The organism is Mesorhizobium sp. Mes31 (assembly GCF_024519675.1).
In the GTDB taxonomy this organism is placed as follows: Bacteria; Pseudomonadota; Alphaproteobacteria; order Rhizobiales; family Rhizobiaceae; genus Mesorhizobium.
The window spans coordinates 393,744-410,647 of the sequence record NZ_JALJRL010000001.1; the positions used below are offsets into that span (position 1 = coordinate 393,744).

Here is a 16,904-nt window from a genome sequence, read left to right on the forward strand (position 1 = left end):
CGCCGCCGCGCAATTCCGCAACAACAAGAAACCAAACAACCAACAGAGGAGAATGACATGAAACTGATTTTGACCGGCATCCTGGCCGGGCTTCTGGCGGCCACCGCCGCACGCGCCGACGAAATGGTGTTCACCAGCTGGGGTGGGACCACCCAGGAGGCGCAGACCAAATCCTGGGCCGCGCCGTTCGAAGCGAGTTCCGGCGTCAAGGTGCTCCAGGATGGGCCGACCGACTACGGCAAGCTGAAGGCCATGGTGGAAGGCGGCAGCGTCGCCTGGGACGTCGTCGACGTCGAAATGGATTTCGCCATCAAGGCGGCCAAGGACGGCCTGCTGGAGCCGATCGATTTCACCGTCGTGCCGAAAGCCGATCTCGATCCGCGCTTCACCACCGACCATGCTGTCGGCAGTTTCTACTATTCCTTCGTCCTGGCCTGGAACAAGGGCGCCGTATCGGGCGAGCCGACAGGATGGGCCGACATGTTCGACCTGAAGAAATTTCCCGGCAAGCGCACCTTCTACAAATGGTCGGCGCCGGGCGTCATCGAGATCGCGCTTCTGGCCGATGGCGTGCCGGCCGACAAGCTCTATCCGCTCGACCTCGACCGGGCTTTCAAGAAGCTCGACACGATCAAGTCGGAAATCGTCTGGTGGGACAGCGGCGCGCAATCGCAACAACTGATCGCTTCCGGTGAAGCGGCCTTCGGGCAGCTCTGGAACGGGCGCGTCTTCGCCCTCAAGCAGGATGGTGCCGACGTCGGCGCGTCCTGGAACCAGAACATGACCGCCGCCGACGTTCTCGTCATTCCAAAGGGTTCGAAGAACAAGGCAAGCGCGATGAAATTCCTGGCCTCGGCGACGAGCCCGAAAGGCCAGGCGATGTTTGCCGAGGCGAGCGGCTATGCGCCCGTGAACACGGCAGCCAAGGCCGAGATGCCGGCCGATGTCGTCAAGTCGCTGCCGGACGCCTTCGTCGACGGCCAGATCAATCTCGACATGAACTACTGGGCTCAAAACCGCGACACGATCGCCCAGCGCTGGTACGCCTGGCAGGCCAAGTAGCCGCCAACCTCACCGTGAACCGGCGGGACGCCGCAAGGCGTTCCGCCTGATGTGCCGGGATCATCGCCATGTCGGGCAATTTGCCTCATCGAACGCCAGTCTTGCAAAAGCCCGTCGTGCGAACACGACGCGGCCTCGGCGGTGCCTTGCCGGCCCTCATCCTGGTAACCCTGTTCTTCGTGGTGCCGGTCGTGGCACTGCTGCTGCGCAGCGTCACCGAGCCCACGCCCGGCCTGCAGAATTATGCCATCCTGTTTGGCGACGGCACCTATGCGCGGGTGTTCTTCAACACCTTCCTGGTCGCCTCCATCGTCACCGCCGTCACCGTCATTGTGGCATTTCCGGTTGCCTGGACGCTGGCGATCATGCCGCCCGCCCTCGGCTCGATTGTCTTCGGCATCATCATCCTGTCGATGTGGACCAATCTGCTCACCCGAACCTACGCCTGGATGGTGCTGCTTCAGCGCACCGGCGTCATCAACCGGACATTGATGGATATCGGCCTGATCAACGAACCGCTGCCTCTCATCAACAACCTTACCGGCGTCACCATAGGCATGGTCTACATCATGCTTCCCTTCATGATCCTGCCGCTGGTCGGAACCCTGCGCGCCATCGACCCGATGACGCTGCGCGCCGCCGCCCTGTGCGGCGCCAGCCCCCTCGACGCCTTTCGCCGGATATTGCTTCCATTGTCGCTGCCGGGAATAGCCGCCGGCGGGCTGATGGTTTTCGTCATGTCGCTCGGCTATTTCGTGACGCCGACGCTGCTCGGCGGCACTTCCAACATGATGCTCGCCGGAATGATCGCCCAGATGATCCAGTCGCTGCTCAACTGGGGGCTGGGAAGCGCCGCCGCCTTCATCCTGCTTGTGGTGACGATGGCGCTCTACGCGCTGCAACTGCGCCTCGTCGGCACCCAACGCGTGACGGGAGGCGTCTAAAATGCTGCTCGACTATGACCGGCTGGGCTGGCTGCGCGGCGCCCTTCTTGCCTTCACCGGCCTTGTCGCCGCTTTCCTGCTGCTGCCGGTGGTCTTCATCGTGCTGCTGTCCTTCGGATCGTCGCGGTGGCTGGCCTTTCCGCCGCCCGGCTGGACGCTGAAATGGTATGAGGAGCTTTTCGCCGAACCGGCCTGGCTCGAAGCGGCACTGACCAGCGCGCGCATTGCCACGATGGCGACGGTTCTTGCCGTGGTCATCGGCCTAATGGCTTCCTTCGCCCTGGTCCGGGGTAAATTTCGCGGACGCGACGCCGTGCGCGGCCTTCTGCTGACGCCGATGGTGCTGCCGGTGGTCGTCTTCGCCATCGCCATCTACGCCTTCTTCCTGCGGATTGGGCTTGGCGGCACCACGGCCGGCTTCGTCATCGCCCACACCGTGCTCGCGCTCCCCTTCGCCATCATTCCCATCAGCGCGGCGCTCGAAGGCTTCGACAAGTCCATCGAGGACGCCGCGATCGTCTGCGGCGCCAGCCCGTTCGAGGCAAAGCTGCGGGTTACCTTGCCGTCCATCAAGATCGGAATCTTCTCGGCGGCGATCTTTGCCTTTCTCGCATCCTGGGACGAGGTCGTGGTCGCCATCTTCATGGCCAGCCCGACCTTGCAGACCTTGCCGGTCAGGATCTGGGGCAGCCTGCGCCAGGATCTGAGCCCGGTCATCGCCGCCGCTTCCAGCCTTCTCGTTCTCCTGACGCTGGGCCTGATGATCGCGACAGCACTGATCCGACGGAAATTATCGACATGACCGAGCCGTTCCTTTCCATTCGCAATCTGCGCAAGACGTTCGGCAGCTTCGTTGCCGTGCACGATGTCACCATCGACATACCCAAGGGCGAATTCCTGACCTTCCTCGGTCCCTCGGGCTCGGGCAAGTCGACGACGCTCTACGCCATCGCCGGCTTTCAGGACCCGACATCCGGCGACGTTCTTCTCGAGGGCAGGTCGCTGCTTTCAGTGCCGTCGCACAAGCGCAATATCGGCATGGTGTTCCAACGCTATACGCTGTTCCAGCATCTCACCGTCGCCGAGAACGTCGCCTTTCCGCTGCGCGTGCGGCGGCGGCCGGACGCCGAGGTGAACCGAAAGGTCGCCGAGATGCTGTCGCTGGTTCGATTGGAGGGTTTCGGCGGCAGATACCCCGGCGCGCTGTCGGGCGGACAGCAGCAACGCGTCGCGCTTGCGCGGGCGCTTGCCTACGATCCGCCGATCCTTTTGATGGACGAGCCGCTGTCTGCTCTCGACAAGAAGCTGCGCGAGGAGATCCAGGCCGAGATACGGCGCATCCATCGCGAAACCGGCGTAACGATCCTTTACGTCACCCACGATCAGGACGAGGCGCTGCATCTTTCGGACCGCATCGCCCTGTTTCGGGACGGGCGCATCGCCCAGATCGGCACCGGCGAAGACCTCTATCTGAGACCCGCGAGCGAATTCGTCGCCAGCTTCATCGGCAATTCGAACTTCCTGCCGGCCGAGCATCTCCAGACCACGAATGGCGCGGCGACGATCCGTCTCGCGGACGGCTCAATCGTGTCGGGCGTCAAGGCCACCCAGGAGTTCGGCCAAGGCCAGAAAACCAGGCTGATGGTGCGGCCGGAAGCGTTTCGGCTGAGACCTGGCCCGGCCACTGCCGGGCTTGCGGTCGAGTTCATCGATGCCGCTTTCTTCGGCGAGCGGCGGCGTGTCGTCGCGCGTACCTCCGCCGGTCAGGAGATCGACGTCAGGCCGCCTTCGGACATGGCGAATGACCACGACGCAACCGCGCAGCAGAGCGGCCAGGTGTTTTTCGATCCCGCCGCCGCATTCCTGTTTCCCGCCCTGCAGACGAGCTAGCCCGGCAGGCTCTGCAGGGGTCGTTTTTCGACGGGATGAACCGGCGCCGGATCGCCATCCCTTGTGAACTTCGCCCGAAGCGCGTCGGCGTAGACCCGGGCCCAGTTTCGAGGGATTTGCTCCTGGTCCGAACGTTTCTGGCCGGCACGACGGAAACTGGCGAGTGCCGCCGCGACACAACGGCAGCCATAGTGAATTCCTGACGCTGCTCGGCCCGTCCAGTTCCGGCACGACGATGCTGTTGACGACAAGCGCAGCGCGGTGCCGGCGTGCTCCTTCGCGACGGTCGATCCAGGCCATTGTGTGAGGAGTGGGCATTCACTAGTCTTTCGGCCGGGTCGAGGATCGCACGCATGACGCCGAAACTGAACCGCTGGAAGCGCTTCGCCGACTGGGATGAGCGGCCGCTGCGCCTGGACAAGTTTGCGGCGGAAGACCCTGCCAACGGCTTCTCCGCCTTCTCCAGCCCGGCCGATCCCAAGCCTGGCATCGGCATCGCGGGCGGGCGGGTCGTGTCCCTCGATGGGGTGCTCGAACACGACTACGATATGATCGATCGCTTCATTGCCCGCCATCACATCGATCCGGAGGTGGCGCCCGAAGCAATGGCGCTGGACTCGGCGACCGTCGCACGCTGGCTGGTCGACATGAACGTGCCGCGCGAAACGCTGGTGCGGCTCGCGCATGGCATGACACCCGCGAAACTCGCCGAGGTGGTGTCGCAGCTCAACGCGCTGGAGATCGCTTTTGCTTACTCGAAGATGCGGGCACGCAAGACGCCGGGCAACCAGGCGCACGTCACCAACGCCAAGGACGACCCGCTGCAGCTCGCAGCGGATGCCGCGACCGCCGTCGCCTTTGGTTTCGACGAGATCGAAACGACGATGCGCGTGTCACGCAACGCCTGGTCCAACGCGGTGGCGTGTGCGGTGGGCGGTGCGGTCGGCCGCTGGGGAACGCTGTTCCAGTGCTCCAGCGAGGAAGCCGAAGAGCTGCGCATCGCCATGGCCGGCTTCACGTCCTACGCCGAGACCGTTTCCGTCTACGGCACCGAGAAATCGTTCACCGATGGTGACGACACGCCATGGTCAAAGGCGTTCCTCGCCGCCGCCTATGCCTCGCGCGGCGTCAAGATGCGCTGCACGTCGGGTGCCGGCTCCGAGTTGCTGATGGGCTTCCATGAAGCAAAATCGCTGCTCTACCTGGAGGCGCGCTGCCTCTGCCTGCAGCGCGGCATGGGAGTGCAGGGCACGCAAAACGGCGGCATCGACGGAGCGCCGTTGACGGCCACGATTCCCGGTGGCGTCCGCGAACTGATGGCCGAGAACCTCATCGCCGTCTGGCTCGATCTCGAATGCGCATCGGGCAATGACGCGCGCTCCACCGAATCCGAAATTCGCGTCGGCGCCAAGATCCTTCCCTACCTGATCGCCGGCTCGGACCTGATCTGCTCCGGGATGGGATCGATCCTGAAATACGACAATTCGTTCAACCCGTCGCTGATCAACGGCGAGGAGCTGGAAGACTATCTGGTGCTGCAGCGGGATTTCGAGGCCGATGGCGGCCTGACGCCGCTGCCCGAGTCCCGAGCCATCGAATTGCGCGAGCGGGCGGTGGAGGCGATCGCTGCCGTGTTCGAGGAGCTCGGACTTTCGACGCCGACCGAGGACATGAAGACCAGTGTGATCTACGCCTCTGGCTCCGACGATACGCGCAGCCTGATGCCGCGCGACGTGTCCTTCATCAGCGAGGCGATCAAGGAGCGTGGCATCACCGTGATCGACGTGGTCAAGGCGTTGGCCAACCGCGGGTTCCGGGAAGAGGCCGAGAACCTCCTGAACGTGGTGAAGCTGCGCCTTTCCGGCGACTATCTGCAGACCTCGGCGATGATCCGCAACGGGCGGATCGTCAGCGCAGTGAACGATCCCAACGACTATCTCGGGCCCGGCTCCGGCTATCGGGTGTCCGAAGAACGGCGCCTGCAGCTCAACGACATCCGCGACGTGCTGGATCAGAAGGAAGTGCTGCGCTCGGAAGCCCTGCACGAGAAGGACGAGGCAAGGCACATCCGCTATCGTAACCTCGGGCCGGCAGCCAACGGGTCGACAAAGGACGACGTGGTCATCGGCATCAGCCCGGCCTTCGGGTTGAAACTTTACCGGACGACGGCCGGGCATCGGCTGTCGGAAGTGCTGGGCGCCATGCTGGATGCGATCCGCGCGCGCGGGCTCAAGGCGCGCGTCGTTCGCTTCCGCCATACGGCCGACACCTCCTTCCTCGGCCTGTCCGCCGCGCGGCTTGCCGGCAGCGGCATCGGCATCGGCATCCAGGCCAAGGGCACGGCCGTCATCCATCAGCGCGACCGCCAGCCGCACAACAATCTGGAACTGTTTTCCAATGCGCCGATCACCAGGCTCGAGCACTATCGCGCGCTCGGCGCCAATGCGGCGGCCTATGCGCTGGGCGAAATGCCGGAGCCTATCGTCGTGCCGCAGCGAGGCGAGGCCATGGGGTCGCGCTATCATGCCCGCGTCGCCCTCATCTACGCCATCGAAACCGGACTGACCGAGGCTGGTGCGGCTCCCGAAGAGGTCGACGTCACCCTGACGGGAGCGAAATCGTGACCCATACGCGCGCCGACTATCCGCTTGCCGAAACCCAGCCCGGCGCCGTCACCGGCAAGCACGGCAAGGCGCTTCCGGAGATAACGCTGGATGCGGTGCTTGCCGGCCACGTGACGATGGAAGACCTTCGCATCACGCCGCAAGCACTGCAGGCCCAGGCCGACGTGGCGCGCGATGTCGGCCGGCCGACTCTCGCCCTCAACTTCGAGCGGGGGGCTGAGCTTGTCGAGGTACCGCAGGATTTCATCATGCAGGTCTACGAACTGCTGCGCCCCGGCCGCGCCAAGTCCAAGGAAGAATTGCTCGAGGCCGCCGCCACGATGCGCGACACCTACCAGGCAGAACGCATCGCCCGTTTCATCGAAGAAGCCGCGGAGACCTATGCGGCGCGCGGCCTTTTCACGTTCCGCTTCTGAAAGGACCGCATGAGCTGGAAAACCGGATTCCGTTCGCTCTACTACCTCGGTGCGCCCGAGCCGGATGATCCGGTGCTGGTGCCGGCGCAAACCGCCATCCTGGTCATCGACGTCCAGAACACCTACCTCGAACGGCCGGATCGTGCGTCGCTTTCGCCGCAGGAACAGCACCGCTACGACCTGTGGACGCCGTTCCACGAGCGTATGCACGGCACGGTGATACCGAACACGGCAAGATTGCTGGCGCTGGCACGGCAAAATGGCATCGAATGCCTTTTCGCCCGCATCGCCTGCCACACCAAGGACGGGCGCGATCGCTCGCTCTCCCAGAAAATGCCGGGCTGGAACAATCTGCTGCTGCCGAAGAACGACGCGCCGTCGCAGCTCGTTGCCGAACTTCAGCCGGCCGGCGACGAAATCGTGGTGACCAAGACCACCGATTCCGCGCTGACAGGGACGAATCTGCGCCTGATCCTTCACAATCTCGGCATCAGGAATGTCATCTGCTGCGGTATCTTCACGGACCAGTGCGTGTCTTCGACGGTGCGCAGCCTGGCGGATGAGAGCTATGCCGTCATCGTGCTCGAGGATTGCTGCGCGGCGGCGACCGAGGAGCTTCATCGCAAGGAGCTCGAAATCATCAACATGATCTACTGCCACGTCATGTCGAGCGGCGAGCTATGCAAAATCATGGCCTTGGCAAAGTGACGCTGCGTCCGTAGTGTCATGGCTGCACTCGCAGGCCGGGAGACATCGGCCGCCACGTGCGGGGACCAAAGTACAGCTGTCACGAATGGAGAGGGCTTCATGGCCATAGAAACTGCACGCGGGACGATCGACGTCTCGAAGAGTAACAGCATCGACCTTTTGCACTCGAAGGCCGTGGGGCTTGCGGGAGTGCTCTTTCTGGCGGTCACCGGCGCCGCGCCAATGTCGGCAATGCTGGGCAATGTCCCGTTCGCGGCAGGCTATGGCATCGGCAAATACACACCGGCCGCCTTCCTGATGGCGACGATCGTGCTGACCATATTCTCGGTCGGCTATGCCGCGATGGCATCGCGCGTCTCGTCCGTCGGCGGCTTCTACTCCTTTATCAGCCAAGGGCTCGGCCGTGAGGTCGGCATGTCGGCGGGCATAGGCTCGCTCGCCTGCTATTCGCTGTTCGAGGCCTCGCTGACCGGGTTGTTCGCATTTTTCGGCAATTTGTGGATTTCCCAACACTTGGGCATCAACGTGCCGTGGATCGTGCTTGCGCTGGCCATGATCGTGGTCATTGCCGCACTTGCCTACCGCGACGTGAAAGTGTCGGCACGGCTGCTCGGCATAGCCCTCATTCTCGAAGTGATCATGCTGGTGATCTTCTCGCTGGGTGTGATTTTCGCCCATGGCGGGACGAATTTTTCCGGCGATTCGTTGAATATGTTCAAGGTGTTCACGCCTGTCGCCGAGCAGACAGTCGGAACCGTGGCCATACCCGCGGGTGCGGCGGCCGTCGGCATCTTCATGGCGTTCTGGTCGTGGGTCGGCTTCGAGATGGCGCCGAACTACGCCGAGGAATCCCGCGATCCGAAGCGCATCATTCCGCAGTCGCTGCTGATTTCGGTAATTGGCCTCGGCCTGTTCTACACCTTCGTCAGCTGGTGCGCCGTTGCAGCCTATCCCACCGAGGCCGACATGGTGGCCAAGGCATTCTCCGACGGGGTAAATTTCTTCCTGACCCCCATCCAGAGTTTTGTCGGCGGCTGGGGCTACCAGCTGATGTCGCTTCTCATCCTGACCAGTTCCTTCGCCTGCGGCATGGCCTTCCACAACACCGCTTCCCGCTATTTGTACTCGCTGGCACGCGAAGGCGTCCTGCCACAGGCGATCGCGGAGACGCATGACCACCACAAGAGCCCCCACAAGGCCTCGGTGCTGCAGTCGGTGCTGGCGGCGGTCTGGGTCCTGCTCTACGGTCTGGCCTACGGCTTCGACGATCCGTCGGGACAGGCCTGGCTTGGCGTCTATACGCTGTTTGCGGTGCTTGGCACCGGACTGCTGCTGGTGCTGCAGGCCGTTGTCTCGCTGGCGATCTACATGTGGTTCAAGAAGAATGGCGGCGGCAACGCGTTGACGACAGTCATCGCGCCGTTGATCTCGGTGGTTGTCCAGCTGGTCCTCGTCTACACGCTGGTGGCCAATCTCGCCACGCTCGGCGGCACCAATGGTTTTGCCAGGAGCATCCCCTATGTCGGGCTTGCGATCCTTATCGTCGGCCTGATCTGGGGCTTCGTGCTGAAGTCGGCCAACCCAAAGGCGTACGGCAACATCGGTCACATGGTGAACGAAGGCTAGGGCATCCATCGCCCTGGATTTCTTGCGGCAACGGGGACGGAGGATCACTCTGTCCCCGTCTCATTTTGGAGCTTCAATTCATGACCCAGTCTTTGAAGGGTCGGTCCGTCGTCGTTACCGGCGGATCGAAAGGCATCGGCAAGGGCATAGCGCGGGTATTCGCGCTCTCCGGTGCCAAGGTCGCCATCATCGCGCGCCATCTCGACCAGGCTGAAGCCGCTGCCGCCGAAATCGGCCACGGCGCCTTTGGCGTGGCTGGCGACGTCACTTCGCTCGCCAGCATCGAGGCCGCGTTCGCGGCGGCAGCCGCGAGAAACGGTGGCATCGACGTGTTGTGCGCCAATGCCGGTATTTTCCCGCAGGCGCGGCTCGAGGACATGACCTCGCAACAATGGGACGAGGTCGTCGACACCAACCTCAAGGGCACCTTCCACGCGGTCAAGGCGGCGGTTCCCTATCTCAAGAAGTCCGACCAGGGCCGCATCGTGCTGACGTCGTCGATCACCGGACCGGTCACCGGTTTTCCCGGCTGGTCGCACTACGGCGCCACCAAGGCGGGGCAGCTCGGCTTCATGCGCACGGCCTGCATCGAGCTGGCGAAATACGGTATCACCGTCAACGCCGTCATGCCGGGCAACATCATCACCGAGGGCCTTGTCGGGCTGGGCGAGGACTACCAGAAGACCATGGCCGCCTCGATCCCCCTCAAGCGGCTCGGAACCGTGGAGGACATCGGCCACGCCGCGCTCTACTTCGCGTCGAAGGAAGCAGGCTACGTGACCGGGCAGACGATCATCGTCGACGGCGGCCAGATCCTGCCGGAGAGCCTGGAGGCCCTGGCATAGAGCCGTTCACCAACCGCTCTATCTCCTTGACGCAATCCCCAGGGAAAGCCCTACGCGCTTTTCCCGGGAGAACCGTTTCACACTTTTCCTGAAATTGCTGTCAGGAGAACTTGCTCAGATAGGCCTCGCACAGCCCGACGGTTCCCTCGGTGTAGGGGAGGCCCATCGACTTGGCGAGATCCGTCTCCGCGTGCGAGCCGATCCACGCGACCAGGAGCAGGCGGCGCAGCATCACGAAGGTCGGGATCTCGTCCTCGTCCGCCTTGGGCAGGTCAAGCACCCGGCGATAGCCGGTCGTCCACGACTGGATGAGATCGGCGGCCTGCGGCTCGTGCTCGTAGAAGGAGATGGGCGTCGCCGCGTCGTACATATACCAGCCGAAGCCGCAGTCGTCGAAGTCGATGACCTTCACTGTCTTGCCGTCGATCAAAAGGTTGGCGAGCCGCAGGTCGCAATGAATGAGGCCGAAGCGGTCATGGCCCTTGCCGAAGGCGGCGAGCCTGCGGCCGATCAGGTCCGTGGTGCGGCCAAAGAGTTTGGCCTTCGCGGCGTCGACGCCCATGCCGTCGCGCCAGCGTCCCCAATGAGGGTGTTCCTCGCCGAGGCTTGTTTCGAAATCCCACACGTGGCGGCTGAACCAGGATGGGCGCCGCCACTGTCGGGCGTGGATGTGCATGCGGGCGGTCACCTCCCCCAGCAATTCGAAAGGTTCCTCGAGCGCCTCGCCTATGCCCGGCTCCGAACCGGTCTCCCATTGCGACAGCACGACGTGGCGGGGTTGCGCCAGCCTGGCATGGCCGACATGCTGGATCTGCTCGCCGTCCTTGCCAGCGACCGGCACGGGTGTGGAGACGATCCCGGTCTGGCGCAAATCGGTCAGCCAGGCCAGTTCGGATTGGATGGCCGTCCTTGTATGGTAGCCGTCGCGATGGATGCGCAGTGCCCAGCGCCGGCCGTCGGGAGCCGCAATCCTGTAGGTCGCGTTCTCCGACAGGTTGATCATCTCGACGGAAACATCCGCCGGCAGATCGTAGTTGGCGGTGGCCGCTTCCGCCGTCTCCTGCAGGATGCCGAGTTGCTGGTCGTGGGTGAGCGCGTCGAAATCCGTCACTGTCAGTCCTGCCCGATCATTGCGCCATTGCCCCAGCCAGAACCCGAACGATCCCGGCAAGTCCAGCCGCCGGCTCGAACTGGACATTTGGCAGTTTCAACCAGGTTCGAGCCATGTCAACTCGCCTTGCCCGCCTGGTGCAGCAGCTCCCGCGCACGCGGCATTGCCGCATCGAAGCGATCCATGATGTCCTGGCAGGTCTCGCGATCCAGAAGCACGCCGGGCTTCCACTGCAGCACCCTTTTGTCGAGCGACGAGAAGATCGCCCAGACGCCCTGCTCGTAGAGTGCGCGTGACGCGAAGACGGCACCCTCCGGGTGGTTGCTGAATTCCAGGCCGAGGATCACGCCTTTCTGGCGCACGCCGGTGAAGATGTCGCCGTGACGAGCCAGCATCTCGCGCATGGCCTGTGCCATGAACTCGGTCACGGTGCCGACATTGGCAACCAGGGCAGGCCGCTGCAGCATCTCGATGACCTTGTGGGCGACGACGCAGCCGAGCTCGGCCCCACCGGTGGTCGAGATGTGGGCAGCCCCGTCCTCGTTGAGCCAGCCGCCGGCCTTGTCGTTCACCAGCGTCGCGCTGATCGGATAGAGTCCGCCGGACAGGCCCTTGGCCGTCACCATGATGTCCGGCTGGACGCCATAGGCCTGCCAGCCCCACATGCTGCCGGTCCGCATCAGGCCGGTCTGGACCTCGTCGGCGATGTACATCGCGCCATGCTTTTCGCACAGCGCCTTGCAGGCGTTGAGATAGCCGTCCTTCGGCATCGGGAAGCCGTAAGTGGCGGGGATCGTCTCCATGATCAGCGCCGCGACGTCTTCGCCCTCGAGCGCCTGCTCCATGGCGTCGATATCGTTGAAGGGAACCTGGATGAACGTCTCCGGCTGGTCGGAGAGGAAGATCTTGGTGAAGCGATCGTCGCCGGTCGCCACCGCGAGCCCCGAATGCCCATGGTAGCCCTTGATGATCGACACGATCTTGCGCCGCTTGGTGGCATAGCGGGCGCTCTTGATGGCGATGTCCACCGCCTCCGCGCCGCCCGGCGCGAAGACCGCGTATTTCATTCCCGGCGAGACATTGACGAGGGATTCGGCCAGCGCCGTGCGCGCCACGGAGGGGAACCAGTGATTGCCGATGTCGAAATAATCGAGCGCGCTCTTCAGCGTGTCGACCAGCTCCGGATTGCGGTGACCGAGATTGTAGGTGCCGCCGTTCAGGTGCAGGTCGATCAGGCGGCGTCCCGACATGTCGTAGAGGAAATAACCCTCCCGCCTGCCGATCACCAGGTCGATCCCGGCCTTCTGCCAGAACCTGGTCTTGTCGGGGTTCCAGAAACGGATTGCCTTGTCGAAAAAATCCTGCTTCGACTCGAACTTGAAGGGACCGAAGTCGTACATGCCTGTCTTTTTCCTCGGAGGTTGATCGGCGCGCAACCGAGCCGGCGAGGCTCGCGTGCCGGATGATGCAGGATTACGAGGCGGGGAGAAAGGGTGGAGAGGGATGATCCTGAAGGACAGGGCCGCGATCGTGACCGGCGCGGGATCGGGCATCGGCAGGGCGGCGGCGCTGATCATCGCGCGCGAGGGCGCGGTGGTCGGCGTGGCGGACCGCAGCGCCGACGGCGCCAACGCGACCGTCGAACAGATTCTTGCTGCCGGTGGACGGGCGAAAGCGCTCGTGTTCGACCTGACCGACGATCAGGCGCTCGAAGCCGGTTTCCGCGATTTCATCGCCACGCAGGGCAGGATCGACATCCTCCACAATCATGCCGGCGTGCAGGTCGAGGGTGACGTGCTCGGTGTGAGCGTCCAGGGCTTCGACACCTCCTGGTCGCTCAACGTGCGGGCTCACTTCCTCGGCGCCCGCATCGTCATGCCGTTCATGAAAAAGGCCGGCCGCGGGGTCATTCTCAACACGTCGTCGAGCTCCGGCGTGCTCTACGACCGTGAGATGATCGCCTATACGACGACCAAGCACGCGGTAATCGCGATGACCAGGCAGATGGCGGGCGACTATGGCCGCTTCGGCATTCGCGTCAACGCGCTTTGCCCCGGCTGGGTCGACACGCCCTTCAATGGCCCTTTCATCGCCCAGATGGGGGGCCGGGACGCCATCGAAGCCTACATCCGCGAAAAAGTACCGCTCGGCCGCTGGGCCAGCGTCGAGGAAATCGCCGAGTCCGTGCTGTTTCTGGTATCCGACCGGTCCTCGTACATGACGGGCCAGATTCTGGTCGTCGACGGCGGAGAAACGGTGGTCTAGCGGATTATCGTTTCACGGAAACGCAGAAATACTCTGCTTGCCGGGCTACTCGTCGATGCAAGGGGCCGACGGCCAAGTTTGTCAGGGACTGTTTGGTGGAGCCAATCGGAATCGAACCGACGACCTCTTGAATGCCATTCAAGCGCTCTCCCAACTGAGCTATGGCCCCACTTCCGGCAGTCAACCGGCGCCGTTTCCGGCGAAGAGATCCGGCGCGGGTTGGAGACCGCGCCGTTAGTGCAGGCGGCTTCTAACCCCGCCCTTCGTCAATATCAAGCCTTGAATACCGGCTTTTTGTTCACAGGCCGAGAAAGCCTGCGAACGCTTGCGTCCCAGGCCGATCAGACCTCGTCGTCGTCGTCGCCAACGCCGATCATGTCGGCGACGTCGTCGTCTTCTTCCTCTTCGTCGGCCAGGAAGGTGTCGTCCTCGTCGTCGCCGAGGTCGACGTCGTCCTCATCATCGCCGAGATCGGGCAGATCGTCGGCCTTGACGTCCTCGTCGGCCTCTTCGAGCGAGACAACCTCAACGCCCTCCTCGTCCTCGGCGTCCACTTCCTTCTCGGCCACTTCCTCTTCCTCTTCGAGGGCGGCGATCTTGCCTTCCTCGAAATAGGAACGCGGATAGGTCTTGCCGGTGTAGGGCGAGACGATCGGGTCCTTGTTCAGGTCGTAGAATTTTCGGCCCGTCTCCGGGTCGATGCGTTTTGTGCCAAGTTCGGTTTTTGCCACGGCAAGCCTCGTCAATAAAAGAGTGGTCCCCTTAACCACAGTTTGCAGCGCTGTCAAAGCGAAAAGCCGGCGTCACAAAACCATGCATTGAAAGGCCTCGCGGCAAGTGATGACCATTGGGGATGACCATTTCGGCCCGCCGTGATACGAGACCGCCGCAACAAATGAAAAGCGCCGGCCCGCCGGCGTTCCGTCCAGGGAAATTCCATGTCTCACGCTGCCGCCCCAAAGCCGGCCACCGCCCGCAGATCATCAGCCCTTTCCGGCACGGCGCGCGTGCCGGGCGACAAGTCGATCTCGCACCGCTCCTTCATGTTCGGCGGCCTCGCCTCCGGCGAGACCCGCATCACCGGCCTGCTGGAGGGCGAGGATGTGATGCGCACGGGTGCGGCCATGAAGGCGATGGGCGCACATATCGAAAAGCGGGGCGCCGAGTGGGTGATCCGCGGCACCGGCAACGGCGCGCTGCTGCAGCCGGAAGGCCCGCTCGATTTCGGCAATGCCGGCACCGGCTCGCGGCTCACCATGGGCCTGGTCGGCACCTATGACATGGAAACGACCTTCATCGGCGACGCCTCGCTGTCGGGCCGGCCGATGGGCCGCGTGCTGGAACCCTTGCGCCAGATGGGCGTGCAGGTGCTGAAGGCAACGCCCGGCGACCGCATGCCGATCACGGTGCATGGGCCCAAGCATGCCGCGCCGATCACCTACCGCGTGCCGATGGCCTCGGCGCAGGTGAAATCGGCGGTGCTGCTGGCCGGCCTCAACACGCCGGGCATCACCACAGTCATCGAACCGGTGATGACACGCGACCACACCGAAAAGATGCTGAAGGGCTTTGGCGCCAATTTGTCGGTCGAAACCGACGAGCGCGGCGTGCGCCACATCTTCATCGAGGGCCAGGGCAAGCTCACCGGCCAGACCATCGCGGTGCCTGGCGACCCGTCCTCGGCCGGCTTCCCGCTGGTGGCGGCGCTGATCGTGCCGGGCTCCGACATCGTCATCGAGAACGTGCTGATGAACCCGACCCGCACCGGGCTGCTTTTGACGCTGCAGGAAATGGGCGGCAAGATCGACATCCTCAATCCGCGCAATGCCGGCGGCGAAGATGTCGCCGACCTGCGCGTGCGCTACTCCGAACTGAAAGGCGTCGCCGTGCCGCCCGAGCGGGCGCCGTCGATGATCGACGAGTATCCGGTGCTCGCCGTCGCCGCCAGCTTCGCCGAGGGCGAAACGCTGATGCAGGGGCTGGAAGAATTGCGGGTGAAGGAATCCGACCGGCTGTCGGCCGTCGCCAACGGGCTGAAGCTCAACGGCGTCGACTGCACCGAGGGCGAAGCAACGCTCGCGGTGCGCGGCAGGCCGGGCGGCAAGGGGCTGGGCGGCCATCCGAACGGCCAGGACACTACCGTGCAGACCCATCTCGACCACCGCATCGCCATGAGCTTTCTGGTGATGGGGCTGGCGACGGAAAAGCCGGTGACCATCGACGACCAGGCGATGATCGCGACCAGCTTTCCCGAGTTCATGGGGCTGATGCAGGGGCTTGGCGCGGAGATCGGGTGACAGTCATGGCAATCGCAGACCGTGGAGATAGGGTGTCGACATCCTTGCCTTCGTCATCCTGGGGCGAAGCAAGGAGCGAAGCGACGCGGCGCAGACCCCAGGATCCATGCCGTGACGTCGAAACGTCGCGACGGTGCCAAATTCTCGTCCGCAGCACTCTTCGGCAAATGTCACGGCATGGATCCCAGGGTCTTCGCGACGGAGCTGCGCTCCTGCTCCGCCCTGGGATGACGAAGGCGCGTGGGCTGTACGCCAAGCCTTGGGAAGCGTTGGCCTGCCAATGACTTCTACCTTCACCATCGCCATCGACGGCCCCGCCGGTGCCGGCAAGGGCACGCTGGCCCGGCGGCTCGCCGACCATTACCGGCTGAACCTGCTCGACACCGGCCTCACCTATCGCGCGGTGGCCTATGCGCTGATCCAGCATGCACTGCCGCTCGACAATGTCTCGGCGGCGGAGACCGCGGCTCGCCAGGTCGATCTGGCAAGGCTCGACCGGGCGGTCTTGTCGGCGCACGCTATCGGCGAGGCCGCCTCGAAGGTCGCCGTTTTCCCGACGGTGCGGCGCATCCTCGTCGAAAAGCAGCGCGACTTCGCCAAGACCCCGCCGGGCGCCGTGCTCGACGGCCGTGACATCGGCACTGTCGTCTGCCCCGACGCCGACGTAAAACTCTATGTGACGGCGAGCGCCGAGGTGCGGGCACAGCGGCGGCTGGCCGAGATCGAGAGCATCGGCGGCACCGCCAATTTTGACGAAATCCTCGCCGATATCGTGCACCGCGACGAGCGCGACATGGGCCGCGCCGACTCGCCGTTGAAGCCCGCCGCCGACGCGCACTTGCTTGATACCAGCGAAATGGCTATAGAAGCCGCGTTTCTCGCAGCCAGAGCTGTCATCGACGACGTGCTGGCCAAGAGAGACAAGGCCTGAGTTGGGTTTTCATGCTGTTTCCGATTGCCGGAGACGAAGAAAATACCCATGTCGGGCACGAACCAGCCTGCCAGCATTCTTCATGCGCCGGAATTGCCGCCTAAAGAGCGGCCCAGGGCTTTTGTAGCCCGGAACGCCGGCAGGCCCACGCAACGCTAACCCACGGCGCCCGTCCCGCGACAGAT

The 16,904-nt window shown here is 63.9% G+C and carries 15 protein-coding genes and 1 tRNA gene; 12 read left to right on the forward strand and 4 right to left on the reverse strand.

Annotation, left to right across the window (positions count from 1 at the left end; translation table 11 throughout):
- Positions 1 to 57 precede the first annotated feature (57 nt).
- The 9 genes from NR193_RS01780 (at position 58) to fabG (ending at position 10,115) form a co-directional block, all read left to right on the forward strand.
- On the forward strand, positions 58 to 1,062 hold the full coding sequence (locus NR193_RS01780; protein ID WP_256749174.1) for an ABC transporter substrate-binding protein: 1,005 nt from the start codon (positions 58 to 60) through the stop codon (positions 1,060 to 1,062).
- A 68-nt stretch (positions 1,063 to 1,130) separates the two neighbouring features.
- Positions 1,131 to 2,006 (forward strand): ABC transporter permease, encoded by an 876-nt coding sequence (locus tag NR193_RS01785; protein WP_306279909.1) that lies wholly within the window; start codon positions 1,131 to 1,133, stop codon positions 2,004 to 2,006.
- 1 nt (position 2,007) lies between these two features.
- Positions 2,008 to 2,808 carry an ABC transporter permease gene (locus tag NR193_RS01790; protein WP_256749176.1) on the forward strand — a complete coding sequence of 267 codons (801 nt, stop codon included), beginning with the start codon at positions 2,008 to 2,010 and terminating at the stop codon, positions 2,806 to 2,808.
- The gene (locus NR193_RS01795) at positions 2,805 to 3,896 is read left to right on the forward strand and encodes an ABC transporter ATP-binding protein (protein ID WP_256749177.1); all 1,092 of its coding nucleotides are present in this window, start codon (positions 2,805 to 2,807) and stop codon (positions 3,894 to 3,896) included. Before NR193_RS01790 ends, NR193_RS01795 begins: the two co-directional genes overlap by 4 nt.
- Before the next feature lie 353 nt (positions 3,897 to 4,249).
- Positions 4,250 to 6,520 carry a propanediol/glycerol family dehydratase large subunit gene (locus NR193_RS01800; RefSeq protein WP_256749178.1) on the forward strand — a complete coding sequence of 757 codons (2,271 nt, stop codon included), beginning with the start codon at positions 4,250 to 4,252 and terminating at the stop codon, positions 6,518 to 6,520.
- A complete protein-coding gene (locus NR193_RS01805) occupies positions 6,517 to 6,936 on the forward strand; it encodes a diol dehydratase small subunit (protein ID WP_256749179.1) in 420 nt (139 codons plus the stop codon). The genes NR193_RS01800 and NR193_RS01805 overlap by 4 nt, the downstream gene beginning before the upstream one ends.
- 9 nt (positions 6,937 to 6,945) lie before the next feature.
- Positions 6,946 to 7,644: a cysteine hydrolase family protein gene (locus NR193_RS01810; protein ID WP_095789842.1), complete on the forward strand. Its 699-nt coding sequence runs from the start codon at positions 6,946 to 6,948 to the stop codon at positions 7,642 to 7,644.
- Between the two features lie 99 nt (positions 7,645 to 7,743).
- On the forward strand, positions 7,744 to 9,270 hold the full coding sequence (locus NR193_RS01815) for an APC family permease (RefSeq protein ID WP_256749180.1): 1,527 nt from the start codon (positions 7,744 to 7,746) through the stop codon (positions 9,268 to 9,270).
- 80 nt (positions 9,271 to 9,350) lie between these two features.
- Complete coding sequence (fabG, locus tag NR193_RS01820) at positions 9,351 to 10,115, forward strand: 3-oxoacyl-ACP reductase FabG (RefSeq protein WP_256749181.1); 765 nt, start codon at positions 9,351 to 9,353, stop codon at positions 10,113 to 10,115.
- Positions 10,116 to 10,215: 100 nt separating this feature from the next.
- Here fabG and NR193_RS01825 read toward each other — a convergent pair whose 3' ends face one another.
- Together NR193_RS01825 and NR193_RS01830 are read right to left on the reverse strand one after the other, a co-directional pair.
- On the reverse strand, positions 10,216 to 11,313 hold the full coding sequence (locus NR193_RS01825; protein WP_256749182.1) for a phosphotransferase enzyme family protein: 1,098 nt from the start codon (positions 11,311 to 11,313) through the stop codon (positions 10,216 to 10,218).
- Between the two features lie 29 nt (positions 11,314 to 11,342).
- Positions 11,343 to 12,626, reverse strand: a complete 1,284-nt coding sequence (locus tag NR193_RS01830) for an aspartate aminotransferase family protein (RefSeq protein WP_256749183.1) — start codon at positions 12,624 to 12,626, stop codon at positions 11,343 to 11,345.
- A 103-nt stretch (positions 12,627 to 12,729) separates the two neighbouring features.
- Between NR193_RS01830 and NR193_RS01835 the strand changes: the two genes are divergently transcribed.
- Positions 12,730 to 13,491 carry an SDR family NAD(P)-dependent oxidoreductase gene (locus tag NR193_RS01835; RefSeq protein WP_256749184.1) on the forward strand — a complete coding sequence of 254 codons (762 nt, stop codon included), beginning with the start codon at positions 12,730 to 12,732 and terminating at the stop codon, positions 13,489 to 13,491.
- 93 nt (positions 13,492 to 13,584) lie between these two features.
- On the opposite strand, the gene NR193_RS01840 is transcribed toward NR193_RS01835, so the two are convergent.
- Positions 13,585 to 13,660: transfer RNA gene (locus tag NR193_RS01840), tRNA-Ala, on the reverse strand.
- Positions 13,661 to 13,832: 172 nt separating this feature from the next.
- Entirely contained in the window at positions 13,833 to 14,222 is a 390-nt protein-coding gene (locus NR193_RS01845; protein ID WP_091581070.1) for a TIGR02300 family protein, read from the reverse strand.
- Positions 14,223 to 14,429: 207 nt separating this feature from the next.
- On the opposite strand from NR193_RS01845, the gene aroA reads away from it, so the two are divergent.
- Both aroA and cmk read left to right on the forward strand, forming a co-directional pair.
- On the forward strand, positions 14,430 to 15,788 hold the full coding sequence (gene aroA / locus NR193_RS01850; protein ID WP_256749185.1) for a 3-phosphoshikimate 1-carboxyvinyltransferase: 1,359 nt from the start codon (positions 14,430 to 14,432) through the stop codon (positions 15,786 to 15,788).
- Between the two features lie 280 nt (positions 15,789 to 16,068).
- Positions 16,069 to 16,719, forward strand: a complete 651-nt coding sequence (cmk, locus tag NR193_RS01855; protein ID WP_256749186.1) for a (d)CMP kinase — start codon at positions 16,069 to 16,071, stop codon at positions 16,717 to 16,719.
- Positions 16,720 to 16,904: the final 185 nt, after the last annotated feature.